Source organism: Paenibacillus sp. NRS-1760 (assembly GCF_050467785.1).
GTDB lineage: Bacteria > Bacillota > Bacilli > Paenibacillales > Paenibacillaceae > Pristimantibacillus.
Map to the genome: position 1 here is coordinate 60324 of NZ_JBITPK010000010.1, position 23700 is coordinate 84023.

The following is a 23700-nucleotide window of genomic DNA, read 5'->3' on the forward strand; positions in this document are numbered from 1 at the left end:
TATGTTGAAAATAGGTTCCCATGTATCATTTTCGGACAAGGGGCTGCTCACTGCAGCACAAGAAGCAGTATCGTATGGCTCAAGTACATTTATGATCTACACCGGCGCACCTCAGAATACAAGAAGGAAGCCGATCGATTCGTTATATATTGAAGAAGGAAAAGCGCTTATGGAGCAATCCGGTATTAATGAGATCGTGGTTCACGCGCCTTATATTGTGAATCTTGGCTCATATAAGGATTCTACGTACGAGCTTGCGGTTTCTTTTTTACAAGAAGAAATTCGCCGTACCGATTACATCGGTGTACGTAATATTGTTCTTCATCCAGGTGCCTATACGGACAAGGATGCAGAATATGGCATCGCTCGTATAGCTGAAGGCTTGAATGAAGTGCTTGCAGGCACAAAAGAAACGAATGTTAACATCGCTCTTGAGACGATGGCAGGCAAAGGCACAGAAATTGGCCGCAGCTTCGAAGAGCTTGCGGCGATTATTGACAAAGTTCAGGATAACGAACGGTTAACTGTTTGTATGGATACTTGCCACATGCATGATGCTGGTTACGACCTTGTTCATGATCTGGACGGCGTTCTTGAGCAGTTCGATCGTGTTGTTGGATTAAACCGCGTTGCCGTTGTTCACGTGAACGATAGCAAGAACTCACGCGGTGCTGGTAAAGACAGACATGCTCCAGTTGGCGCAGGTTGGCTTGGTCACGATGCCATTCAAAGAATCGTTGAACATGAGGGCCTTAAGGGGCGTCCATTTATACTGGAAACGCCTTGGATTGGCAAGGAAGACAAGACTGAACGTCCGATGTATGAAGCGGAGATCGCTTTGCTCAGCGGCAATGGCAGAGCTCGCTTAGGTGAAAGCTTCTTTGAAGATGTGGAGCGCCTGCATCATTTCTTCGGCAAGCAAGAAATTGATTCCAGAGGTTTTGTACTCTCTACTTGGGATTTGCTAAAAAATGATGCAAAAGCAAAAAAAGCAGACCCGCGCGAGCCGATGGAGCGTCTGTTCGATCTTGTAATGGCAGGCGAAGCATTGCCGGCAGGACTAACAGAAGAACAAATCAATCAGCGTATTACGGCTTGGTTTGGCGGCAAAGAGCTGCTTGCTAGACTTTAATTAAAGTTAACATTAATTCATATAGATCATTGCGAAAGGAAGTTTGAAGTCCATGTCATCACCATCCACCCCATCTGAAATAACCGTTGAAGCAGGTGGAAAGAGCGGGCGTGCGCGCATGCTTATTTCTTGTCCGGACCGCCCGGGCATCGTAGCTGCTGTTTCTCATTTCTTATATGAGCACGGGGCTAACATCGTTCAATCGGATCAATATACGATGGACCCGGAAGGCGGAATGTTTTTCATCCGATTTGAATTTGATCTAGTTGATCTGGACAAGGAGCTTCCACTTCTCATGGAGGACTTCACCAGAGTAGCCGATCGGTTTGATATGAAATGGCATACATTCCGTGCCAGCCGCAAGAAACGTCTTGCTGTATTCGTTTCGAAAGAGGATCACTGCTTGCTAGAGCTGCTTTGGCAGTGGAAGGCAGGGGATCTTGATGCCGATATTTCAATGGTTATAAGCAACCACCCTGATATGCGCGAACTGGTCGAATCCTTTGGCATTCCGTATTACCATATCCCAGTTACAGCGACTACAAAAGAAGAAGCCGAGCGCAAGCAAATGGAAGTTGTTGCAGATAAAGCGGATATCATTGTATTGGCGCGGTACATGCAAATCATTTCGCCTAAGTTCATTGAACAATTTCCAAATCGGATTATTAATATTCACCACTCATTCCTACCCGCTTTCGTTGGAGGCAAGCCTTATGCGCAGGCTTATACACGCGGCGTAAAAATTATCGGCGCGACAGCGCATTATGTAACAGAAGAATTAGACGGCGGGCCGATTATCGAGCAAGATGTTCAACGCGTCAGCCACCGTGACAACGTCGATGATTTGAAAAGAATCGGTCGGACAATTGAACGGGTCGTTCTCGCAAGAGCTGTGAAATGGCATATTGAAGATCGTGTAATCGTGCATAATAATAAAACTGTTGTATTCAACTAACTGTATTTTTATGCGAATTATCTATTTTTTTTGATGGAAAACGAGCATGCAGAGTGATACAATATTCAAAGTTATTGCGTACTGGTATGACGCTGTATCGTTGTTTTTAGAAACCATATAACGAGATGAAATTAGACAAGCTTAGACCATAGGAGGAAATTGTAATGTCAGTCTCACAAAAGTCGGTTGAACAGCTTTCTATCGATACGATCCGTACACTTGCGATCGATTCCATCGAGAAAGCGAAATCAGGTCACCCTGGTATGCCAATGGGCGCTGCTCCAATGGGCTATCAATTATTTGCAAAAAACATGAAGCATAATCCATCGAACCCTACTTGGGTAAACCGTGATCGTTTTGTTTTGTCTGCGGGTCATGGCTCTATGCTGCTTTACAGCTTGCTTCACCTCTCCGGTTATGATCTGCCGATGGAGGAATTGAAAAACTTCCGTCAATGGGGCTCCCTAACACCAGGACACCCTGAGTTTGGCCATACGGCTGGAGTTGATGCAACAACGGGTCCACTTGGACAAGGTATCGCTATGGCGGTTGGTATGGCAATTGCGGAAGCACAGCTGGGCGCTACTTACAATAAAGAAGGCCACGAGCTTATTAACCACTTCACATACTCCATTTGCGGCGACGGCGACTTGATGGAAGGCGTCTCTCATGAGGCTGCATCCTTCGCAGGCCACCTGCAGCTCGGCAAGTTGGTCGTTCTATATGATTCCAACGATATTTCGCTTGATGGCGAATTGAGCCTTTCGTTTTCCGAGAGCGTTCAAAAACGTTTTGAAGGCTACGGCTGGCAAGTGCTTCGCGTAGAAGATGGAAACGATCTAGATGCTCTGTCCAAAGCCGTTGCTGAGGCGCAAGCAGATCTATCCAAACCAACTTTGATCGAAGTAAAAACAGTAATCGGCTATGGCAGCCCGAACAAAGGCGGCAAAGGCGGACATGCTGGTCCTCACGGATCACCGCTTGGTGCTGATGAGACAAAATTGACGAAACAAGCTTACGGCTGGTCTGAAGAACTTCAGTTCCACGTGCCTGACGAAGTTCGCGCTCACTTTGCAGATGTGAAAAGCAGCGGCGAGCAAGCAAATGCACAGTGGGATGCAAGCTTCGCAGCTTATAAAGAAGCTTTCCCTGAGCTTGCAGCTCAGTTCGAGCTTGCTATCTCTGGCGCAATGCCTGAGGGCTGGGATGCTGACCTTCCTGTGTACACAACTGCGGACAACGCGGTATCAACTCGTGTAGCTTCAGGAAATGCACTTAACGGTCTTGCGAAAAACGTTCCGACTATTTTCGGCGGATCGGCTGACCTTGAAAGCTCAACAATGACTCATTTGAAAGGTTTGACACAATTCAAACCAGGCAGCTACGATGGCCGCAATCTTTATTATGGCGTACGTGAATTCGGTATGGCTGCTGCGATGAACGGTATCGCTCTTCACAGTGGTTTGAAAGTATTCGGCGGTACGTTCTTCGTATTCACAGATTACCTTCGTCCTGCTGTTCGTCTTGCTGCATTGATGAAGCTGCCTGTCGTTTATGTATTGACGCATGACAGTATCGCAGTTGGGGAAGACGGCCCTACACATGAGCCGATTGAACAGCTTGCTTCGATCCGCATCATTCCTGATCTAACGGTTATCCGTCCAGCTGATGGCAACGAGACTTCCGCTGCATGGGCTTATGCTGTTGAGAACACTGGCAACCCAGTAGCACTTGTGCTTACTCGCCAAAACCTGCCGATTCTTGAAGGTACAGTGAACGGTGTTCATGAAAACCTGCGCCGCGGCGCATACGTTGTATCTGATGCAGCAAATGGCAAGCCGCAAGCACAAATTCTTGCAACGGGCTCCGAGGTTCAACTTGCTGTAGCAGCTCAAAAAGCTCTTGCAGAAGAGGGCATTCAAGTACGTGTTGTCAGCATGCCAAGCTGGGATTTGTTCGAGAAGCAATCGAAGGAATACAAAAATTCCGTCATTCTTCCTGAAGTTAAAGCCCGCCTTGCGATTGAAATGGCTCATCCATTTGGCTGGGAGCGTTACACAGGAGATCAAGGCGATATTCTTGCTATCGACCGTTTCGGCGCATCAGCACCTGGCGATCGCGTAATCAAAGAGTATGGCTTTACGGTCGAAAACGTTGTTAGCAAAGTGAAAGCATTGCTGTAATAGCTTGTTCAATAGATCATCAAAGCTTTAGCATCCGATATATAAGGGAGATTACGTCTACGATGTCTCAATTCGAAAATGTATCGATCGTCAAGAAGGCAAATGTTTACTTCGACGGTAAAGTAACAAGCCGCGCTGTACTGTTCGCTGACGGCACCAAAAAAACACTTGGCATCATGCTGCCAGGTGACTATGAGTTTGGAACAGACTGCGTTGAAATCATGGAAATTTTGGCTGGCGATTTGAAGGTGCTACTGCCTGGTGAAACCGAGTGGCTGCACATTCAAGGCGAAGGCGAATTCACTGTGCCTGCGAACACAAAATTCAAGCTTCAGGTTGCTGAAGTTTCGGATTATTGCTGCTCGTATATTTACGAGTAAGCACTAAATATTGAAAAAAAGGCTTCTTCGCTTCGGCGAAGAAGCCTTTTTAATGCCTGTTCGCAGCATTGACTTATAATATTCGTTATTTCGTGACAAAACGTGTTCAAAGCGAATTGTTTTGAGGTGTAGAATCGGATAAAGTTAATTTATATGCACCGTATTCCATGACTGGAGGATTTTTTGGATGAAGGAAAGAAACTATACACCGCTCATATCGATCTTAACAATCGTCCTTGTCGGGCTGATAGCTGTTTTGTTTTTTCTGCCGGCGTACGAGGGAGAAATTCACTTTGACGTAACGATTTTGCCATTGCTGAATGCGATTTTTAACTGCTTTACTTTTATTGCACTCTGCATAGCGCTAACGGCGATTATGAAAAAAAATGTTCGGATGCACCGTGCGTTCATCGGCGCTGCATTTGTCTCCACAACGCTGTTCCTAGTTTCCTATGTAGCGTATCATTATTTAACAGAATCAACGAAATACGGAGGAGAAGGCGTTCTTCGCTCGATTTATTTCTTCATCCTCATTACACACATCCTGCTAGCGATTGTTGTCGTTCCTCTTGCCTTAATATCGGTTGTACGCGGGCTGCAGATGAACGTGGAGAAGCATCGTAAAATCGCAAGATGGACGATGCCGATTTGGCTGTATGTAAGTCTTACTGGCGTAATTGTTTACTTAATGATCTCGCCATATTATTAAGCAGTATTTCAAAGAAAAAGGGGTTGTCCACAGTGATTCATACACGCGGACAACCCCTTCTTAAATTAATCCCGTCCGCTAAGCTTGCGGCCGATCCATTGCTCGTAAGCTTGGCCTACGCTAGACATATCAAGCTGGCTAAGTCCCATTGCATCACCAATTTGGAATAGGCTCTTCGTTGCTTCCAGCAGAGGAGTCGGCACATGCAGACTGTCCGAGAGGGCAGAGGATAACCTTAAATCCTTTAACATCAGCTCGAGCGAAAATTGAACGTCGTAATTGCCTTCAAGCAGCTTTGGTCCCTTCATTTCAGCTGCCCTGCTCGCTGCACCGCCAGATTGAACGAGCTCGACGAACGAGCTGCCGTCAATGCCGCCGCTTGCTGCTATCGCCATGCCTTCTGCAAGTGCCACAACGTTGATGCCAACAATCGTATTGTGGGCGAGCTTGGCAATGGAGCCGCTGCCGCTTGGGCCCATTGGAATGACTTTACGTCCCATAGCGAGCAAAACGTCTTGGACTTCTTCAATCTTGCCTGCATCGCCGCCAGCCATAAATACGAGTGTACCGCCTTCAGCGGCTGGCTTGCTGCCTGTAACCGGCGCATCTAGGAATACTGCTCCAATAGTATCCGCCGCTGCGGCAAGCTCCTTAGCAAGCGTTGGAGATATCGTGCTGCTGTCAATTAGCGTAATGCCTGCGCGAGCACCTGCAAAAATACCGTTTTCACCAAAGTATACTTCACGGATTGCAGCATCATTACTAATCATTGTAATGACGATTTGTGCAGCACGCGCAACGTCAGCCGGTGATTCAAGCTCGGAGGCACCTAAGGCGAGCAAGGACTCTGCTTTGCCAGGAGTCCGATTATAAACGATAACTTCAAATCCTTTGCGCAATAAATTAGCAGCCATTCCCATTCCCATTACGCCTAACCCGATAAATCCGATCTTCTTCATAATCATATCCTCCACTTTGAATCGATTTTTGTTTAATTATACAGACACTTCATTAATTTTTCATCGTTTGTTGCTTGTTTTTATAAGGCAAATCCGATATTGTAGATGCTAAGTTGAAAAGCATTTTCAGGTGTAGAAGCCACATTGGTTTACAACATTCTAGGAGGTTTCCATTTACATGAGCAAAACAGTTCAGTTTGACTACAGCAAGGCTTTAGCATTCGTTGGCCAGCATGAAATCGATTATTTGACAGAATCCGTTCGTCTCGCACACGAGCAATTACATAACGGAACAGGTACAGGATCAGATTACCTTGGTTGGATCGATCTTCCGACTAACTACGATAAAGAAGAGTTCGCTCGCATTCAAAAGGCTGCTGAGAAGATCAAATCGGATTCCGAAGTTCTAATCGTTATCGGTATCGGTGGATCTTACCTTGGTGCACGTGCAGCTATTGAGGCGCTGTCGCACTCGTTCTATAATATTTTGCCAAAAGAACAACGTAAAACACCGCAAGTTTTGTTTGCCGGCAACAACATCAGCTCGACCTATGTGACTCACCTTTTGCAATTGGTTGAAGGCCGCGACTGGTCCATTAATGTAATTTCGAAGTCAGGCACGACAACTGAGCCTGCGATTGCATTCCGCGTATTCCGTGCTGCACTTGAGAAACAATACGGCAAAGAAGAAGCGCGCAAACGCATTTACGCAACGACAGACAGCGAGAAGGGCGCACTGAAGAAGCTTTCCTCTGAGGAAGGTTATGAATCGTTTATTATTCCTGACGATGTTGGCGGTCGCTACTCCGTGCTTACAGCAGTAGGCTTGCTGCCAATTGCAGCTGCAGGCATCAATATCGAATCCATTATGCAAGGTGCAGCAGACGCATCCAAAGAATACAGCAACCCTAATCTTGCAGAAAACGAAGCTTACCAATATGCAGCAGCACGCAACGCGCTGTACCGCAAAGGTAAAGTGACTGAAATTCTCGTTAACTACGAGCCATCGCTTCACTTCGTTTCCGAGTGGTGGAAGCAGCTGTTTGGCGAAAGCGAAGGCAAAGACTTTAAAGGAATCTTCCCAGCAGCTGTAGATTTCTCGACAGATCTGCACTCGATGGGTCAGTTTATCCAAGAGGGTAACCGCAATATTTTTGAAACTGTTATTCAAGTTCAAGAAGTGTCTGAGCATATCGCTATCGAACACGATGCAGCGGATCTTGATGGCCTCAACTTCTTGACAGGCAAAACGATGGATTTCGTTAACAAGAAGGCTTTTGAAGGAACGCTTCTTGCTCATACGGATGGACAAGTTCCGAACTTTATCGTCAACATCAAAGACATGACACCATACACATTCGGCTATCTTGTGTATTTCTTCGAAAAAGCATGCGGAATCAGCGGTTACCTGATGGGTGTTAATCCATTTGACCAACCGGGTGTTGAAGCATACAAAAAGAACATGTTCGCTTTGCTTGGCAAACCGGGCTTCGAGAAAGAAAAAGCCGAGCTGGAAGCAAGGCTGTAATCAACCGGCTTGAACGGTATACGGGAGTCATAGCCTATGCTTGAGAAGTATAGAACAGTCAGGTCGCAGGCTAGCGCAGAGATCGTCATCAAAAAATCGCGTTTCATCGGGTTTGCGAAGCCAGTGGAATCCGAAGAGGAAGCTGTTGCCTTCATCAATGAGATTAAGCAGCTGCATAAGCAGGCGACCCATAACTGCTCGGCTTATATGGTGGGTGAGCGAGACCAGTTCCAGAAGGCATCGGATGATGGAGAGCCAAGCGGTACAGCAGGCAAGCCGATTCTCGAGGTTATCAAGCATAAGGGGCTTAAAAATGTCGCTGTCGTTGTGACGCGATATTTTGGAGGCATTATGCTCGGAGCAGGCGGTCTCGTTAGAGCTTATACGGATGGTGCTGTAGCTGGCATTAAAGCAGCAGATGAAATCGTCAATGTGCTTCACCGCGAAGTATTTGTTGATGTGGACTACACTTGGTATGGCAAGCTGGAAAATGAGCTGCATACGAAAGGTACACGCGTTGGCGGGACGGATTTTACCGATCGTGTCATCGTGCGCTGCCTGCCGGAAGAGCCTAAAGCAGATGCTTTTATCGCTTGGGTAACCGATCTAACACAAGGACAAGCGATCCTCTCCGAAGGAGAAAAGGTCTATTATATTGAAGGTGAATAAGAAGAAGAGGAGTATCGGCTTAGGCTGATACTCCTCTTCTTTGTACTCAGAGGCATGCGTAACGAACAATCATAAGAAAAAGCTATAAAAGCAATAAGAATTTCCAAATTTATTATTGACTTAATCCCAGTTTGGATGCTACATTATCAATACCTAGTATCTTAATAGGAATTGTGTTTTTAATTGTTTTGCTACACCTACGGCACGAGCCGATGGTCTGGAGGTAAAGTCACAGTGAATGCTTTGTTTCGTGGTAAAGGGTGGAGTTTTGGTTTTCGAAGCACCATAATGCTTTATTTTGTCATCTTAATTATTTTACCAATCGTTGGCATTTACACGCAATCATTTTCGCTTGGATGGACCCCTTTCTGGGAAAGCGTATCCGATCCACTGGCTTGGAAAGCGGTGCTGCTTACAGTAAAGTTGGCGGTTATCGCAACGATACTCAATATGTTTTTGGGGACGATGATCGGATGGGTGCTTATTCGTTACCGTTTTCCCGGACGTCGTTTGCTCAACAGTCTAGTTGACCTGCCGTTTGCATTACCTACAGCAGTAGGCGGACTAATGATCTTGCTTCTGCTAGGGCCTAATAGTTTAGTAGGCGGCCTAGCCCAAAAGATTGGCATCGAAATCGTGTTCCATGAGCCAGCAATTGTTGTCGCTATGCTGTTCGTTACCTTTCCTTTTGTTATTCGTGCCATTCAGCCTTTGCTTGAGGAAATGGATAAATCAGAGGAAGAAGCAGCCTATACGCTAGGCGCAACGCGCGCGAAAACGTTTTTTAGCGTTATTTTTCCTACGATGCTGCCAGGAATTTTGAGCGGCGCTATGCTGGCTTTCTCCCGCGGAATTGCGGAGTTTGGCGCAGTTGTGCTCGTTGCAGGCAATATTCCAGGCAAGACGTTAATTGCCTCCGTTTATATTTTTGGAGAAATTGAAAGCAGTAATCCGCAGGGAGCCGCCGCTGTATCGGTGCTGCTGCTCACGCTGTCCTTCCTCATCTTATGGACGGTCAACCTCATTCAAGGCAGGAGGGGCGACCTATGATGAGAAGATTGTGGATTACATTAACTTATATTATTTTTGGATTGCTGCTCATCGCGCCATTGATCAAAATCTTTACAGGCTCTTGGGCAGATGGCTGGAGCGGCTTTGTAGAAGGCATTACTAGGCCGCAGTCGCTGCATGCTCTTATGATGACGGGAATTATCGTTGTTGTCGTTACAGCCTTAAATACGTTGTTTGGCATTATGCTAGCAATGTATCTCGTCCGGGCCGAATGGATTGGGAAAAGGATGAAGCGGCTGCTTAACAGCTTAGTCGATTTGCCCTTTGCGGTATCACCAGTTATCGGCGGTTTAATGATCGTTCTTATTTTGGGACCTAATACAATTATCGGTGCATTGTTTGAGGATGCGGGCTTCAAAATCGTCTATGCGCTGCCAGGGATGATCTTAGCGACATTGTTCGTCACGTTCCCGCTAATGGTACGCGAGGTTATGCCCGTGCTGCAGGAGATTGGAGCACAGCAGGAGGAAGCGGCATCAACGCTCGGCGCTTATTCCTGGTACACGTTCTGGAAAGTAACTTGGCCATCGATTCGGTGGGGGGTTATCTACGGCGTAGTATTGACTGTTGCACGGTCACTGGGTGAATTCGGAGCTGTACTCGTCGTATCCGGCAATATTATGAATAAAACACAAACAGCCACTACACTCGTTTATCAAGATGTTGAAAATTTTAACGTTGTTGCCGCCAATGGCGTGGCTCTAGTTCTTGCGGCATTTTCAGTTGGACTGCTGCTGCTAATGGAATGGGCGAAAAAACGAAAGGAAGTGCATTAAGCCATGCATATTGAAGTACGGAACTTAAATAAAAACTTTGGCGATTTTCATGCAGTGAAGGATGTTAGCTTTGAAATCGAAAAAGGTCATCTGATCGGCTTGCTCGGACCGAGCGGCGGTGGTAAAACGTCCATACTTCGAATGCTGGCGGGGCTCGAGTCTCCTTCCTCAGGCGATATTCTGTTCCACGGCAAACGTGTGAATGATCTTCCGCCGCAGGAGCGCGGCATCGGTTTCGTATTTCAAAACTATGCGCTCTTTAAGCATATGACCGTATATGACAATATCGCATTTGGCTTAAAGGTGAAGAAGCAATCGAAGGAGCAAATTCGCGAGCGCGTTATGTACTTGGTAGAGCTTACGGGGCTAAAGGGTTTCGAGCATCGTTACGCCCATCAGCTGTCAGGAGGCCAACGCCAACGTGTTGCTTTCGCTAGAGCGCTCGCGCCTGAGCCGCAGCTGCTGCTCCTCGATGAGCCGTTTGCTGCTATCGATGCGAAGATCCGGACCGAGCTTCGCACATGGCTTAAAGAAATGATTGAGCGTGTCGGCATCACATCGATTTTCGTTACGCATGATCAAGAGGAAGCGATTGAAGTTGCCGATGAGATCATGATTATAAGCAAAGGCAAGCTAGAGCAAAAAGGCAGCCCGTGGGACATTTACAAAAATCCAGAGACACCGTTTGTAGCAAGCTTTATTGGCGAATCTACTATTGTAGACAATATCGCGGAGCTTAAAGGTTTTGAGGATGCAGCGAGCCGTCCGGGCACCAAAGCGCTTATCCGGCCTGAATATATCGAGATTGGCAAACCGGGCGAGATCAAGCTGGCTTCAGCTACGCTTGCCGGTAAAGTAAAACAGCTGCATTTCCGCGGCAGCGAGTGGATGGTTGAGCTGCTTGTTGGCGATACGAAGCTGATTACGTACCGTTCGCTGGAGCAAGAAGTGCTCCATCCCGGAGATGAGGTAAGGGTACTCGTCCATCGGGCTTATTTATTCAATGACAACGAAAGCTGGATTGCGGAAAATAAGTTGAAGGTTGACCCCATGCCTATTCATATTTAACCAATATGCTACGTAGAAAGAGTTGTATGCGAATATGAAAATCAATCTGGTAACAAGTCAGCGCATACTCGTGCTGCTGCTTGCTGCGGTTATGCTGATCGTATCGGCAGGCTGCAGTAAAGAGGAGCAAACGAGTAACCATGCGGCTGGGTCTACCGTACAGGACGGCGATGTTACACTTGTAATCGGTGCGTATTCGGTAGTGAAGGATGCTTTCGCGGATTTGCTGCCTGCATTCCAAAAATATTGGCTGCAGGAGACAGGGCAAAAGGTCGTATTTCAGGAATCGTATGAGGCTTCAGGAACGCAGGCAAGGGCGATCGCTGGAGGTTTTGAAGCCGACGTTGCCGTGTTAGCTATGGAAGGTGATCTCGACAAAATAGCGAAGGCGGGTTTCATTACGCATGACTGGAAGGCACAGAGCAATAATGGTATGATCACGAACTCCATCGTAGTATTGGGGACTCGTACCGGTAATCCGCTCGGAATTAAGGATTGGAATGACTTAACACGCGAGGGTGTGAAGGTGCTGTATCCGAATCCGAAAACTTCCGGCGGCGCTCAGTGGGACATTAATGCCATATATGGCGCTGGCCTTAAGCAGTCAGAGGAGCAGACGGGTACAAAGGATGCCGAATATGCGAAGCATTTTCTAAAAGCAGTCCATGCCAATGTGGAATCGCTTGATAAGAGCGGTCGCGCATCGATGGCAGCCTTCGAATATGGTGTAGGAGATGTCATCGTCACTTACGAGAATGAGTTGCTCGCTCGAATTAAGAAAGGCGTCAAGTATGACATCGTTGTTCCAAAAGACACGATATTGATCGAGAATCCAGCAGCGATCGTGGATAAAAATGCAGATAAGCATGGCGTTCGTAAGGTAGCCGAGGCTTTTATTGCCTTTTTGCAAACGGAGCAGGCGCAGCGCCTTTTTGTGGATCATGGATTCCGCTCCGTAGACAAGAAGGTAGCTGAGGATACGAAAGACCGTTATGTGGTGCCGGAAGGATTGTTTGACATTTCATACCTAGGCGGCTGGTCTGAGGTTAGAGAAAACCTTTATTCCAAAAAAGGTGTCTGGTATCAAGTGCTCGCTGATCTTTAATACGATGTGTGAGGAAAGTTCTTAATAAACCTCTGTGCTCTATGTCTCTCGTTTAAACGAGAGACATAGAGCACAGAGGTTTTTTTGATGAAAGCATGATGCTGCCATCGACAAAACGAAATATGAGCGATTTGTTTACGATTGTTAAAATAAGTCTAAAAGATGCTGGGGAGCAGGCATAGTTTCCGGGCTTTTTTTTGTGCGTAAAGGCACTTCATGGGCCGAACGTACTAAAAATGATACTCCGCTGCGAATGATGTAGAACCGAGAGAAGCAAGGGCAAGGGGGAGAAATGATGAAGACGAATAAAACGTCGAATAAGAAAATGAAAAGGATAAAATACATTTTGATCATAGGTACAGCTTTGTTGATCATCGTTGCTTTGGGCGGATGGGGGGCATTTCGTTTCCTGATCGGCAAGCAGGATATTGGACAGCTTGAGGTGCCGCTGCCGGCAGCTACGATTTTGTATGATCAGCACGGAACGGAAGCCACCCGTATTTCTTTCAATAAAATTGATGAGATTGCCTATGAAGACATACCAAAACATATGGTTGATGCCGTTGTTGCGGTAGAGGACAGACGTTACTTCGAGCACGAAGGAATGGATATGCGGGCAATTAGCCGAGCGATTTGGACAAATATTACATCAGGCGGGACAGTACAGGGCGGAAGCACGATAACACAGCAGCTCGCGAAAAATGTCTTTTTGTCGCAGGAGAGAACCTGGTCGCGGAAGTGGGATGAGCTGCTTTTGGCGAAAAAGATTGAGGAAAGCTACAGCAAAGAGGATATTATGGAGAAGTACCTCAACCAGATCTACTATGGTGATGGAGCATGGGGAATCGATAGAGCGGCGCATACGTATTTTGGCAAGCAGCCAAATCAGCTTAGCGTAGCGGAGGCAGCGCTCCTTGCTGGTCTAATCAAGGCGCCATCCGCCCTAACTCCTTATAAACATCTAGAAAAAGCGATTGATCGAAGAAATGTGGTTCTTCAGCTTATGAAGGATCAAGCACTAATTAGCGAGGATATATATAATAAGGCCATTCATGAGCCTGTGAAATTACTGAGCGCAAAGCCTAATCGAGTAGATGATATCAACTATCCTTATTATGTGGACCAGATCATTCGTGAGGCGATGACGCAATATGGGTTATCGGAAAATGAAGTGCTGCAGGGCGGACTTCGAATCTATACCGCTTTGGATACGAAAATGCAGCAGTCGGCGGAACAGGTATATGCGAAGGAATCTCTATTCCCAAATAGTGCTGCAGACCAGCTCATTCAAAGCGGTGCTGTTCTGATTGATCCGCGTGACGGCGGAATTCGGGCGATGGTTGGCGGCAGAGGGGAGCAGCCATTTCGCGGCTTTAACCGAGCGACGCAGCTAAGCCGTCAGCCAGGCTCAACGATCAAGCCCATCGCGGTATACACGCCTGCGCTGGAGCTTGGCTATAAGCCAAGCGATGATCTAGTTGATGAACCGATCAATATTAACGGCTATGAGCCAAAAAACGCAGACGGCTCCTTTCATGGCAGAGTGTCACTTTATGAAGCGCTTATTAACTCTTACAACATACCAGCTGTGAAGCTGCTTAACGAAATGGGTATTGAAAAAGGAATGGATGCGGCGGCACGTTTCGGCATTCCTCTGACAGATGAGGATCGCTCGCTGGGGCTTGCGCTCGGCGGTCTTCATGAGGGTGTATCGCCACTTCAGATGGCCGAAGCTTTTGGCGTATTCGCAAGTGACGGCGTTCGTAATCATGCGCATACCATTACTCGCATCGAATCGGCAGACGGCAGCGTACTGGCTGAATTCAAGCAGAGTGAAGGCAGTGTGAAAGTAACGGAGCCAGAAATTGCCCGAACAATGACAGCTATGCTAGAGGGAGTCATAAAGGATGGGACGGGTGCTGCTGCAATGCTTGAAGGCCGCCCAGTTGCAGGAAAATCTGGAACGACACAAATGTTAGGCACGACAGGCTACGGCGCAAAGGACAATTGGTTCGTTGGCTACACTCCGCAGCTTGTAGGCGCGGTGTGGCTTGGGTACGATCAAAGTGACAGCAGCCATTATTTGTCGACGAGCTCAAAGGCTGCGGCTGTTGTCTTTCAAGCTTTATTCGCAGATGCATTAAAGGATGAGCCGGTTATACCTTTTCCTAAGGCACCAGATCTTTTGCCGAAGAAGAAGGATAAGGAAAAAGAAAAAAATAATATATCGAACAAAGATGATGATTCTGATAAGAAACGGGATTGGAAAAAGGACAGGGAAGAAAGAAAAAAACAGAAGGAAAAAGAAAAAGAACAAGAAAAAGAGAGAAAGAAAGAGAGGCACAAGGATAAAGATAAGGATAAGGATAAAAACTGAGGAATAGGGCGTGATAATGTAAAAGGGAATTGGTGGAATAATAACACCAACTAAGGAGGATCAAGTTATTAATAATAGAAGTTTATTCAGGAAAAATGCAATTGTCGGACAACCATTGTATAATGAATAGGCTATTAACTATTTTTTCTATGGTTAATTAATTTTCGAATGAAAAAGGGGAGTATTATCCTATGTCAACAATGAATGTATTTGTTACAAACTGGTTGAATCATCGTAAAGTATTGCTTGCTATGCTTGATACTGTACAAAATGAAAACCTCCAATATAAGCCTTGGGAAAAGGCAATGTCGTTGTCAACTCTTGTTCTCCATATCAATGGATCAATGGACATGTTCGCACAAACGGTAAAAAACGGTTTGTTCACGCCTCCTTCAACAGCTAAACAAGCTGAAACGATTGAAGAGCTGAAAGCGATCGTAGCAGCGGATACCGCTTCAACGAAAGCATTGCTAGAATCTTTAACGGATGAGCAATTAGAAAAAGAGATCGACTTCCATGGCATGAAAATGGCTGGAATCGTTTTGCTCGAGAATGGCAAGGATCATGAAATTCATCATAAAGGTCAATTGTTCATTTATCTGCGCTTGCTGGGCGTCGAAACATTGCCTTTTTTCGTAAGCAGATAATAGGAATTGTATTATAAGGGGAGGAGTTCATACATCAGGCCTTTGGTCTCATGAAGCAACTCCTCCTTTTTATTAACTCCTCCTATCTGGCAACTCCTATCAAATTTATAGAATAGGAATGAAGAGACGATGATCAAAATAAACAGTTCAGAATTGAACGCTGCTTTTCAAGCATTTATTGGCAAGGAAGTTTATATTCATAGTGAAGCGACCTCTTTCGTCTTTGTCCGAAATTTCAAGGTTAGCCTCACTGAAGCTCATATTGCTGGGGAGGGTTCATACCGGATAGCTCTTCGCTTTGATGAGCTTGGCTGGCTGCGTACAGAAGCACTCACCCATTATGAAGCAACGGTGGATGGGAAGCTATTACTGGCGGGTTACGATGATAAAGGCAGAATGAACGTTGCTCTGCAGCTTGGAAAGGAGCCGTTTCCGGAATGAGTGAAAAAGCAGTTAAAAAGCTATTAGCTGTGTTTGCGCATCCTGATGATGAGTCTTTTATTTGCGGAGGAACATTGGCAAAGTATGCAAGCATGGGAGTTGAAATTACTCTCGTAAGTGCGACAAAAGGCGAAATGGGACGTCGAATGGGAAATCCGCCTTATGTGAATCGAGAGACTATGCCTGATATTCGGGAAAAAGAGCTGCGGAACGCTTGCGAGGCACTTGGCATACAAAATCTTATTTTTTTTGGTATCCGTGACAAGATGGTTGAATTTTACGATTCAGAGAGCCTCATCTCAAAAATAGGCGTACTCATGGATGAGATCAATCCGGATGTAGTCCTTACTTTCCATGAAGTTTTAGGCGGACATCCTGATCACTGTGCAATTGGAAAAGCAACAACTACCGCTTTCCACCGCAGCAAGCAGCCAGGGTCGCTCTATTTCATCAGTTTCGGCGATATGATGAATGCTCCGGAACGATTTGGTTACACGAAGCAGGACATTGTCAAAATAGATGTTCGTCATAAGTTAGAAGCTAAGCTTGCTGCGTTTCGTGCGCATCGCTGTCAAACCGAAATGGACGAATGGGTATGGGAAGCAGACAGCGCGGCATTGGCGCATTTTGGCAAGTATGAGTATTTTATAAAAGGAAATCAAACAATGATCTCAAAAACTGCGGATGATCTTTTTTAAAAAACGTACATACGAAACAGGCAGTCTCCAAGCAGCTTAATCTGCTGAAAGACTGCCTGTTTTTATTTTGTTTAAAACATTGGAAATACATATCGAACAAGAAAGTAGAGAGCCCCGAAGAAGATGATAATGTAGGCAGCGTATTTAATGAATGTAGACGCCACTAAACTTGAATCTGATTTCTTTTCAACATGTCTTTCTTCAATCTCTAAATTTTGTTGCCTTGTCGTCATTTGAATCACTCCCTCAGTGAGTTTGATAATATTGAATACCCTGCTGTGGTAATGATGAATCAATAGCATGCAGAAAATTGTTTATATATCGATGTTTTTCGATCATTTCTTGGGAAATAGTCGAGATAGGTAAATGGTAACCTAATCATTTTGTACCATTGAATCTGTCATGAGGAAGATGGATAATAACGGAAATGGCATTTCTTTTTTTACAGCGAGTAAAAGGGGTTTACCCTTTTTTTGAGAATTGAGGTTCTTTTTTACGAAGTTCTGAATATCTTAGTTAACGAAGCCCTATTGTTGCAGGTACACCTTTATTTTGCAAAACAATAGAATAGGGCAACAGGAGGCATATAAGTTGAACGAAGCAAGGAAGCCTTTACAGCTAAGTACACAGATGAGCCATAGCCACAGGGACATCCTACTTGAAATTGAGGAAACGATTGCGGAATTGGAAATCTACTTGGAGACAAACCCGGATGATGAGATCGCTTTGGTGCAATATGAGCAGTTTTTGAATAAACGCGAGGATTTCACTTATTTTTTGGCGGAGCCGTATGGGAAATCATCTCAATCTGTCATGCAGGCGTAATCAAATAGAGCAAGGATGTCAATAACATGGACATGCATGGCTCGGAAGAGCTGCTTGATTGAAGCTAGGCTATGGGGAAATTAAGATTAGATCTGGCAATAGGAGTCAAAAGCATGCCAAGGAGCGAACAGCTGCCCTTGGCATTTTTTTATTTTGATCAGCGTATGATGAGACGAATGTACGTAGGATTTTATTCGATATTTTTATCTTTAGCATGGGAATCAAAAGAGGATGTCTGATGGGGGGATGGGGAAATAACCACACAATTAAATAAATAAAAGTTTAGCGAAAATACTAATTGAAAATGATTTTCATTCGCTGTATAATGAGAAACGGTATCAATATAATGATACTAATTATCATTATCATACAGGAGGAAATAAAGTGAAACTAGCAGGATGGAAGATTGGTATTATGACTTTATTATTAGCGACTACGGTAGCATGCGGAAACAATGTAAATAAGCCAGAACAGGTGACTGGAAACACAGAAACAGAGCAGCCAAGCCCGGCTGCAACGGAAACTCCTGTGTCTGATTCAAAAATAGAAGTAGATGAAACAAAAGCAGCGGAACTGATTGCACAGTTCAATAACCAAGTGCCATCATCAACGGTAACCATATCAGTAGCTATTGCTGAGCTTTTAAATGAGCTTGGAATTGAGACAGCAGGTGTTCCAACGACGAAGAACAAATTGCCAGAAGCTTTCGTTAACCTGCCTCGCATCGGCTCATCTCATCAGCCGGATCTAGAGCAAATTGCGAAGCTGCAGCCTGGTGTCATTCTTGGACCAAGCTCTATTAAGGATAGTTTGGATAAGTCCTTTAAACCAGCGAATTTACCTACAGCTTATTTACCTGCGGACTCCTTAGACGAGTTGAAACTCAGCACGGTAGTTCTAGGTCGAGTGTACGGGAAAGAAGATAAAGCGAATGAAGTATTGCGGAAGCTGAGCGAACAAGAAGCGGAAGCTGTTAAGCTTTCCGAAGGCAAAGATGCTCCAAGCGTAATGGTTCTATTCGGTTCTGCTGAATCATTAATGTTCATGAACGATAGTACTTTTGTAGGCAGCTTGGCGAAGAAGCTAGGAGCAAAAAACGTATTATCAGAAGTATTGAAAAAAGAAGATGCTTATGTACCACTTGATATGGAAAGCATCGTAACGGCTAATCCAGATATTATTTTGCTAGTTGCTCATGGTGATCCTTCTGCTGTTACGAAGCAGCTTGAAGATGATGTGAAGAAGAACGGAGCATGGGAGAAGCTGAACGCATTCAAAAACGGCAAGCTGATTGCACTTGATTATAGCTTATATGGAGTAGCTTCGTTAGTAAATGCACCAAATGCATACCAAGATATGGCGAAAATTTTGTATAACTAATGAAAGGGAGCTTAGAGGTGACGGATAATAAAAAAATGAGAACGGCCACGCTTCTAGCTCTCTCATTTTTGTTGCTGATTGTGGCTATTTTGTTCTCAGTTGCGCTTGGTAGTGCAAGATTCGATCTAGCTTCTACTTTTCAAGCGATATTAGGCAATGGGAATGAAGCGGCAAATTCTGTGCTTTGGGATATTCGAATCCCTAGAGTATTTCTTGCTTTGATTATCGGCGCGAACCTTGCTTCATCAGGAGCTTTGCTGCAAGCGGTTATGCTAAATCCACTGGCAGACCCGGGGCTAACTGGTGTTTCTTCCGGGGCAGCGGTTACCGTATTATTCATTATGCTAGTCATGCCTAGCTATTCATCGTTTATTCCGTTAGCTGCAATTATTGGCGGCGGTATTGCTGCCGGAATGGTTTATACTTGGGCATGGAACAAGCAAACAGGTTTTACACCTGTTCGTATCATTCTTTCGGGTGTTGCCGTAAATGCGGTATTTGGAGGAATGATCGGCCTGCTCTCTATCAAATACAGCGATAAGCTGCCTGGCGCACTTGCATGGATGAACGGAAGTTTGGCAGGCAAAGGAATGGGCGATGTGCTCATGATATTGCCCTATTCGATTATTGGATGGATTGCGGCGATTCTATGTATTCGGCAAGCGAATATATTACGTTTAGGCGAGCAAGTAGCACATAACTTGGGGCAAAACCTTAATCGAAGCCGCTTGATTTTGTCTTTTGTGGCGGTGTACTTAGCTGCTGTTTCAGTGTCGACAGTAGGTCTTGTTGGGTTTATTGGTTTAATCGTGCCACATATGGCTCGTTTATTAATTGGCACAAATTATCGCCACACGTTGCCGCTTAGCTTAATACTTGGGGCACTGCTTCTCTTAGTGGCAGATACGATTGGACGGACTGCCTTCGGCTCTGTAGGGGTGCCTGCAGGTATCGTCATGGCATTGGCAGGAGGTCCGTACTTCCTCTATTTGATGCGAAAAGGAGGGGTCTAAGTTGTTAAAGGTCCAATCGTTGAATATTCGTTACGCGGATCGTACAATAGTGAGCGACTTTTCTCTTGATGTGAATGAGGGAGAAGTGGTGTCCATTATTGGACCGAACGGCTCGGGAAAGTCGACTATTTTGAAGGCTGTATCTCGAATGATTCCTTGCGAAAGCGGACGCGTCTGTATTGCCGATCAAGAGATTCGCTCGCTTAGTACGAAGCAAGTATCGCAAATGCTGTGCATGCTTTGTCAGAAGAACGTCAGTCCGTCTGACATGACAGTAGAGGAATTGGTTGGTTATGGGCGAATTCCTCATAAGAAATGGTATGAGCGTCTGGATGCCGAAGATTATAAGGTCGTACATTGGGCGCTTGAACAGACGGGCATGATGGAGTTTAAAGACAGGCTTATTGTATCCCTCTCTGGCGGAGAAGCACAGAAGGCATGGCTTGCTATGGCGCTCGCTCAAAGACCTAAGGTGCTTCTACTCGATGAGCCGACTACTTATTTGGACATCGCACATCAACTGGAAGTGCTTGAACTTGTGCGACGACTAAATCGAGAATTGAAGCTGACGGTTATAATGGTGCTGCATGATTTGAACCATGCATCCGCTTATAGCGATAGGGTTTGTGTGATTAAGAATGGGGATAAACATGTATTTGGCAAGCCGAAGGATGTTTTTACGATGGAGCTGATTCGCAGTGTCTACGGTGTGGAAACAGAAATTCAGCAAATGCCCGAAAACGCTAGTCCACGAATTCACGTATTAAAAAAAGTCTTATAAAAAGCGAGGGATGACGAATGAAGGCGATGGATATTGAAATGATTAAGGTGAATTATTTAAACTTTACGGAAAGCTTGAAATCTGTCGTGCTCGGTACAATTGACGATGAGGGAAAACCTTTTGTTTCCTATGCTCCCTTTGTGAAGTTCAACGGAAAGCTCTACATTTATATTAGCAGAATCGCTCATCATTTCCGGTACATGGAAGCCAATCCATCAGTGGACGTTATGCTGCTGGAGGATGAGTCGCAGACTACAAATTTATTTGCTAGGCAGCGTGCGCGCTTCGTTTGTAATGCGGTTAATATCGGAAATGAAGGGCATATTGAGATATTTGAACGGTTTGAGCAAACCTTCGGCAAAAACATGATTGGCATGCTTCGCGGCCTTGATTTCTCTTTGTTTGAGCTGACGGCTTCGGAAGGCCGTTATGTAGCAGGCTTTGGCCAGGCTTACGATATCGACTTGTCAGGCGAGAAATTTGAGCATGTAGCAAGAGATGGGCATGCACAAGCGAAGAAAGCTTAATAAGAGCAGAGGAGCGGACTCTATTATGACGATCACAACAGTACTGCCTATTTGGCGTGCTATTCAAGAAAGATTCCATAAAACGGTCAAAGCATTGCCGGAGCAGGATTTGTCTTTACAGCTTGGAGCATCCTCCATTGGCTATATGCTTCGACATAACGCTGAGGTTGAATATATGTTCGCAGACTGGTTCTTCGGGAAAAAGATGCCGGAGGGATTGCAGATCTCGACAAGCAGAGGTGCTGCTGGGAGCAAAGCAACCTATGATAATTTACAGGAGCTTATTGAGCTGCTTGAATCCTCCAACAATCATCTTATGGATGCAATGAAAGAGCTTCCGGAGGAGAAATGGCATCAAATCGTGGACTGTCCGATCGGCCCCTCCACGCCGCTTGAGGCTGTTGGCCGTTTGATGTATCATACCGGCATCCATGCAGGCCAAATCTCGCTTATTCAAAAATGCGCTCCTAAAGAGGAGCCAGCTACTTAGGGATACGATTGAAGTCTCAGAGACCACTCTCTGGGGCTTTTTTTTATGAAATAACAGTCAAATACAAATGTCGGATCATGACGGGAAATACGGATTAAGAGCAAAGGTCGCAGGTGATTTCGGTAAATGATGCCGCAATTTAAGGGGGAAGAATCGATTATATTGAACTCGCTCTGAAAATTACGGATCACATGGAGCGATTAGACAGTTTGGAAAACAAGATATTCTATCATTTGATTTACTCTTTGCCTTATTTGCAGTACCACTTATAATATATACATAACATCTTAATTAGGATTGCTAGGCTATTGCTAAAACTAGATTTAACAAGGAGTTGCTATCATGATATTAGAGGTTGCTTCATTGCAGGTTAAGGCAGGGCTGTCCGAACAATTTGAAAGCAATTTCAAAGCCGCATCAAAAATTATCTCAAGCATGAACGGTTACGTCAGTCATGAACTTCAGAAATGCTTAGAAGAGGATAATAAATATATATTGCTTGTACGATGGGAAACGCTGGAGGATCATACCGTTGGCTTTCGCGGATCGGCGGAATATTTGGAGTGGAAGAGTCTTCTGCATCATTTCTATGATCCATTTCCAGCGGTGGAGCATTATTCGAATGTGGATATTAGCTAGAGTGAATGGTAAGAGCCATCACTGAAAATAAACATAGAGGTGAGAAGCATTCAAGATTTTATTCCGTTACATCTTTGCTTCGATGGTGTAGGTCAAGAGGTCGAGATACTGGACGTTGTACAACTGGGTGATGACCTGTATCGCATTGAGGAGAATCCTGTATTTACTGAAAATGTTGCCTTTGGAGACGTTATTCGCGTAAGAGCATTCAAGGATGTATCCATGTACATAGAAACGATAGAGAAATCAACGTTCACCAGGCATAATTGGCTGCTAAGCAAAGAAGTTATTTATTCATTAGAACTTAAACTATTAAAAAATAAAATTCGAGAGTGCCAAGGCAAGTCGCAGCAAGTGTTTGGCGGTATTTTTATTGTAAATTTACCTGCTCATTCAGAAATTGATATAAACCATGAGGTGCAAAAGGTAATCAAAGCAGTTGGGAAGTAAAGTTTAAACGATAAAGCAGCAGAGAAGGAGGAGTTATAGATGGAGCTTGGGCTAAAAGGAAAAATCGCACTCATTACAGGCGGGAGCAAAGGAATTGGACTTGCAACAGCATTGCTGCTGGCAGAGGAAGGTGCTGAGGTAGCCATTGTTGCACGGGAGGAGCAGTCTCTGCGCAGCGCGGCAGCACTTATAAAGGAACGAACAGGCAAAGAAGCGTTGGCAATCAGCGCGGATGTAAGTCGGCCGGAAGATGCCGCAAGAGCGGTTGAGCAAACGGCAGCACACTTTGGCGGTGTCAACATTCTTGTGAATAACGCAGGGGTTTCTGCGGCGCAGCCTTTTGAGAAGGTGGAGACTGATGCATGGACAGCGGACCTCGATTTGAAGCTGCTCGGAGCGGTTCATTTTGCGCGTGCGGTACTTCCCTATATGCGTAAAGCAGGTGGAGGAGCTATCGTCAACGTGACAGCTATAGGCGGGAAAACGCCAGGTGCTTCCTCTCTCCCAACCTCTGTTAGCCGCGCGGCAGGCCTTGCACTGACCAAAGCGATGAGCAAGGATCTGGCTGTGGATCAAATTCGTGTAAATGCAGTTTGCATCGGGCTGATTCGCAGCGCACAAATCGAGCGGATGTGGCAAGCTGCGAGCCCTGAGCTTAGCTGGGATGAATTCTCAGCGGACAAGCGCCATGGGATACCTTTGGGTCGAATTGGCAGGGCGTCGGAAGCAGCAAATGTTATCGGTTTTCTCGTTTCGGAAGCCGCATCTTTCGTAACGGGTACGTCTGTAAATATTGATGGCGGCATTTCTGCGGTGCTGTAGTCTGTCTGCTGAAATAAGAAACGAAAGAAGCTCCTTACAGATTGCCGTATTGAACGGTTCTGTTTGGAGCTATTA

At 45.4% G+C, this 23700-nt stretch carries 24 protein-coding genes and 1 pseudogene; 24 read left to right on the forward strand and 1 reads right to left on the reverse strand.

Annotation, left to right across the window (positions count from 1 at the left end; genetic code table 11):
* Position 1 precedes the first annotated feature (1 nt).
* The 5 genes from ACIFSR_RS11320 to ACIFSR_RS11340 all read left to right on the forward strand — a co-directional run bounded on the left by ACIFSR_RS11320 (position 2) and on the right by ACIFSR_RS11340 (position 5359).
* Positions 2-1132 carry a deoxyribonuclease IV gene (locus tag ACIFSR_RS11320; protein WP_339207516.1) on the forward strand — a complete coding sequence of 377 codons (1131 nt, stop codon included), beginning with the start codon at positions 2-4 and terminating at the stop codon, positions 1130-1132.
* 52 nt (positions 1133-1184) lie between these two features.
* Positions 1185-2087: a formyltetrahydrofolate deformylase gene (gene purU / locus ACIFSR_RS11325; RefSeq protein WP_339207517.1), complete on the forward strand. Its 903-nt coding sequence runs from the start codon at positions 1185-1187 to the stop codon at positions 2085-2087.
* Positions 2088-2251: 164 nt separating this feature from the next.
* Positions 2252-4270, forward strand: coding sequence for a transketolase (gene tkt, locus ACIFSR_RS11330; RefSeq protein ID WP_430057442.1), 2019 nt, complete (start codon positions 2252-2254; stop codon positions 4268-4270).
* 62 nt (positions 4271-4332) lie between these two features.
* On the forward strand, positions 4333-4650 hold the full coding sequence (locus ACIFSR_RS11335; protein ID WP_076271046.1) for a pyrimidine/purine nucleoside phosphorylase: 318 nt from the start codon (positions 4333-4335) through the stop codon (positions 4648-4650).
* Between the two features lie 187 nt (positions 4651-4837).
* On the forward strand, positions 4838-5359 hold the full coding sequence (locus ACIFSR_RS11340) for a DUF420 domain-containing protein (protein WP_339207520.1): 522 nt from the start codon (positions 4838-4840) through the stop codon (positions 5357-5359).
* A gap of 65 nt (positions 5360-5424) precedes the next feature.
* Here the strand turns inward: ACIFSR_RS11340 and ACIFSR_RS11345 are convergent.
* Positions 5425-6336, reverse strand: a pseudogene (locus tag ACIFSR_RS11345) (NAD(P)-dependent oxidoreductase); the annotation flags it as partial.
* Between the two features lie 160 nt (positions 6337-6496).
* On the opposite strand from ACIFSR_RS11345, the gene ACIFSR_RS11350 reads away from it, so the two are divergent.
* From ACIFSR_RS11350 to ACIFSR_RS11440, 19 genes are all read left to right on the forward strand, one after another.
* Positions 6497-7846, forward strand: coding sequence for a glucose-6-phosphate isomerase (locus tag ACIFSR_RS11350; RefSeq protein WP_076271049.1), 1350 nt, complete (start codon positions 6497-6499; stop codon positions 7844-7846).
* A gap of 36 nt (positions 7847-7882) precedes the next feature.
* Entirely contained in the window at positions 7883-8515 is a 633-nt protein-coding gene (locus ACIFSR_RS11355; protein WP_430057444.1) for a YigZ family protein, read from the forward strand.
* 288 nt (positions 8516-8803) lie between these two features.
* Positions 8804-9565 (forward strand): sulfate ABC transporter permease subunit CysT, encoded by a 762-nt coding sequence (gene cysT / locus ACIFSR_RS11360; RefSeq protein WP_430057824.1) that lies wholly within the window; start codon positions 8804-8806, stop codon positions 9563-9565.
* Positions 9565-10362, forward strand: a complete 798-nt coding sequence (locus tag ACIFSR_RS11365) for a sulfate ABC transporter permease (RefSeq protein ID WP_076271067.1) — start codon at positions 9565-9567, stop codon at positions 10360-10362. Before cysT ends, ACIFSR_RS11365 begins: the two co-directional genes overlap by 1 nt.
* 3 nt (positions 10363-10365) lie before the next feature.
* Positions 10366-11430: a sulfate/molybdate ABC transporter ATP-binding protein gene (locus ACIFSR_RS11370; protein ID WP_076271051.1), complete on the forward strand. Its 1065-nt coding sequence runs from the start codon at positions 10366-10368 to the stop codon at positions 11428-11430.
* Positions 11431-11464: 34 nt separating this feature from the next.
* Entirely contained in the window at positions 11465-12535 is a 1071-nt protein-coding gene (locus ACIFSR_RS11375; RefSeq protein WP_430057447.1) for a sulfate ABC transporter substrate-binding protein, read from the forward strand.
* 292 nt (positions 12536-12827) lie between these two features.
* Positions 12828-14912 carry a transglycosylase domain-containing protein gene (locus ACIFSR_RS11380; protein ID WP_430057449.1) on the forward strand — a complete coding sequence of 695 codons (2085 nt, stop codon included), beginning with the start codon at positions 12828-12830 and terminating at the stop codon, positions 14910-14912.
* A 191-nt stretch (positions 14913-15103) separates the two neighbouring features.
* Positions 15104-15559, forward strand: a complete 456-nt coding sequence (locus ACIFSR_RS11385) for a DinB family protein (RefSeq protein ID WP_339207527.1) — start codon at positions 15104-15106, stop codon at positions 15557-15559.
* A 129-nt stretch (positions 15560-15688) separates the two neighbouring features.
* Positions 15689-16000: a DUF1806 family protein gene (locus tag ACIFSR_RS11390; RefSeq protein ID WP_430057451.1), complete on the forward strand. Its 312-nt coding sequence runs from the start codon at positions 15689-15691 to the stop codon at positions 15998-16000.
* A complete protein-coding gene (locus tag ACIFSR_RS11395) occupies positions 15997-16698 on the forward strand; it encodes a PIG-L family deacetylase (protein ID WP_339207529.1) in 702 nt (233 codons plus the stop codon). Before ACIFSR_RS11390 ends, ACIFSR_RS11395 begins: the two co-directional genes overlap by 4 nt.
* A 591-nt stretch (positions 16699-17289) precedes the next feature.
* Positions 17290-17523 (forward strand): hypothetical protein, encoded by a 234-nt coding sequence (locus ACIFSR_RS11400; RefSeq protein WP_339207530.1) that lies wholly within the window; start codon positions 17290-17292, stop codon positions 17521-17523.
* A gap of 384 nt (positions 17524-17907) precedes the next feature.
* On the forward strand, positions 17908-18903 hold the full coding sequence (locus ACIFSR_RS11405; RefSeq protein WP_339207531.1) for an ABC transporter substrate-binding protein: 996 nt from the start codon (positions 17908-17910) through the stop codon (positions 18901-18903).
* Between the two features lie 35 nt (positions 18904-18938).
* Positions 18939-19916, forward strand: a complete 978-nt coding sequence (locus ACIFSR_RS11410; RefSeq protein WP_430057826.1) for a FecCD family ABC transporter permease — start codon at positions 18939-18941, stop codon at positions 19914-19916.
* Between the two features lies 1 nt (position 19917).
* Complete coding sequence (locus ACIFSR_RS11415; protein WP_430057453.1) at positions 19918-20697, forward strand: ABC transporter ATP-binding protein; 780 nt, start codon at positions 19918-19920, stop codon at positions 20695-20697.
* A 17-nt stretch (positions 20698-20714) separates the two neighbouring features.
* The gene (locus tag ACIFSR_RS11420; RefSeq protein ID WP_430057455.1) at positions 20715-21224 is read left to right on the forward strand and encodes a HugZ family protein; all 510 of its coding nucleotides are present in this window, start codon (positions 20715-20717) and stop codon (positions 21222-21224) included.
* A gap of 25 nt (positions 21225-21249) precedes the next feature.
* Entirely contained in the window at positions 21250-21714 is a 465-nt protein-coding gene (locus tag ACIFSR_RS11425; RefSeq protein ID WP_430057457.1) for a DinB family protein, read from the forward strand.
* A 342-nt stretch (positions 21715-22056) separates the two neighbouring features.
* Positions 22057-22353 carry an antibiotic biosynthesis monooxygenase family protein gene (locus ACIFSR_RS11430; protein ID WP_430057459.1) on the forward strand — a complete coding sequence of 99 codons (297 nt, stop codon included), beginning with the start codon at positions 22057-22059 and terminating at the stop codon, positions 22351-22353.
* Between the two features lie 39 nt (positions 22354-22392).
* Positions 22393-22803 carry a DUF4265 domain-containing protein gene (locus ACIFSR_RS11435; RefSeq protein ID WP_076268043.1) on the forward strand — a complete coding sequence of 137 codons (411 nt, stop codon included), beginning with the start codon at positions 22393-22395 and terminating at the stop codon, positions 22801-22803.
* Positions 22804-22842: 39 nt separating this feature from the next.
* Positions 22843-23625 carry an SDR family NAD(P)-dependent oxidoreductase gene (locus ACIFSR_RS11440; protein WP_339207535.1) on the forward strand — a complete coding sequence of 261 codons (783 nt, stop codon included), beginning with the start codon at positions 22843-22845 and terminating at the stop codon, positions 23623-23625.
* Positions 23626-23700: the final 75 nt, after the last annotated feature.

Bases quoted from the DNA above. Each gene is read 5' to 3' on its own strand.
- ACIFSR_RS11320 (WP_339207516.1), top strand. From the start codon at position 2: ATGTTGAAAATAGGTTCCCATGTATCATTTTCGGACAAGGGGCTGCTC.
- ACIFSR_RS11395 (WP_339207529.1), top strand. From the start codon at position 15,997: ATGAGTGAAAAAGCAGTTAAAAAGCTATTAGCTGTGTTTGCGCATCCT.
- ACIFSR_RS11355 (WP_430057444.1), top strand. From the start codon at position 7,883: ATGCTTGAGAAGTATAGAACAGTCAGGTCGCAGGCTAGCGCAGAGATC.
- ACIFSR_RS11380 (WP_430057449.1), top strand. From the start codon at position 12,828: ATGATGAAGACGAATAAAACGTCGAATAAGAAAATGAAAAGGATAAAA.
- ACIFSR_RS11350 (WP_076271049.1), top strand. From the start codon at position 6,497: ATGAGCAAAACAGTTCAGTTTGACTACAGCAAGGCTTTAGCATTCGTT.
- ACIFSR_RS11385 (WP_339207527.1), top strand. From the start codon at position 15,104: ATGTCAACAATGAATGTATTTGTTACAAACTGGTTGAATCATCGTAAA.
- ACIFSR_RS11365 (WP_076271067.1), top strand. From the start codon at position 9,565: ATGAGAAGATTGTGGATTACATTAACTTATATTATTTTTGGATTGCTG.
- ACIFSR_RS11430 (WP_430057459.1), top strand. From the start codon at position 22,057: ATGATATTAGAGGTTGCTTCATTGCAGGTTAAGGCAGGGCTGTCCGAA.
- ACIFSR_RS11425 (WP_430057457.1), top strand. From the start codon at position 21,250: ATGACGATCACAACAGTACTGCCTATTTGGCGTGCTATTCAAGAAAGA.
- ACIFSR_RS11440 (WP_339207535.1), top strand. From the start codon at position 22,843: ATGGAGCTTGGGCTAAAAGGAAAAATCGCACTCATTACAGGCGGGAGC.
- ACIFSR_RS11335 (WP_076271046.1), top strand. From the start codon at position 4,333: ATGTCTCAATTCGAAAATGTATCGATCGTCAAGAAGGCAAATGTTTAC.
- ACIFSR_RS11370 (WP_076271051.1), top strand. From the start codon at position 10,366: ATGCATATTGAAGTACGGAACTTAAATAAAAACTTTGGCGATTTTCAT.
- cysT (WP_430057824.1), top strand. From the start codon at position 8,804: ATGCTTTATTTTGTCATCTTAATTATTTTACCAATCGTTGGCATTTAC.
- ACIFSR_RS11375 (WP_430057447.1), top strand. From the start codon at position 11,465: ATGAAAATCAATCTGGTAACAAGTCAGCGCATACTCGTGCTGCTGCTT.
- ACIFSR_RS11340 (WP_339207520.1), top strand. From the start codon at position 4,838: ATGAAGGAAAGAAACTATACACCGCTCATATCGATCTTAACAATCGTC.
- tkt (WP_430057442.1), top strand. From the start codon at position 2,252: ATGTCAGTCTCACAAAAGTCGGTTGAACAGCTTTCTATCGATACGATC.
- ACIFSR_RS11390 (WP_430057451.1), top strand. From the start codon at position 15,689: ATGATCAAAATAAACAGTTCAGAATTGAACGCTGCTTTTCAAGCATTT.
- purU (WP_339207517.1), top strand. From the start codon at position 1,185: ATGTCATCACCATCCACCCCATCTGAAATAACCGTTGAAGCAGGTGGA.
- ACIFSR_RS11420 (WP_430057455.1), top strand. From the start codon at position 20,715: ATGAAGGCGATGGATATTGAAATGATTAAGGTGAATTATTTAAACTTT.
- ACIFSR_RS11410 (WP_430057826.1), top strand. From the start codon at position 18,939: ATGAGAACGGCCACGCTTCTAGCTCTCTCATTTTTGTTGCTGATTGTG.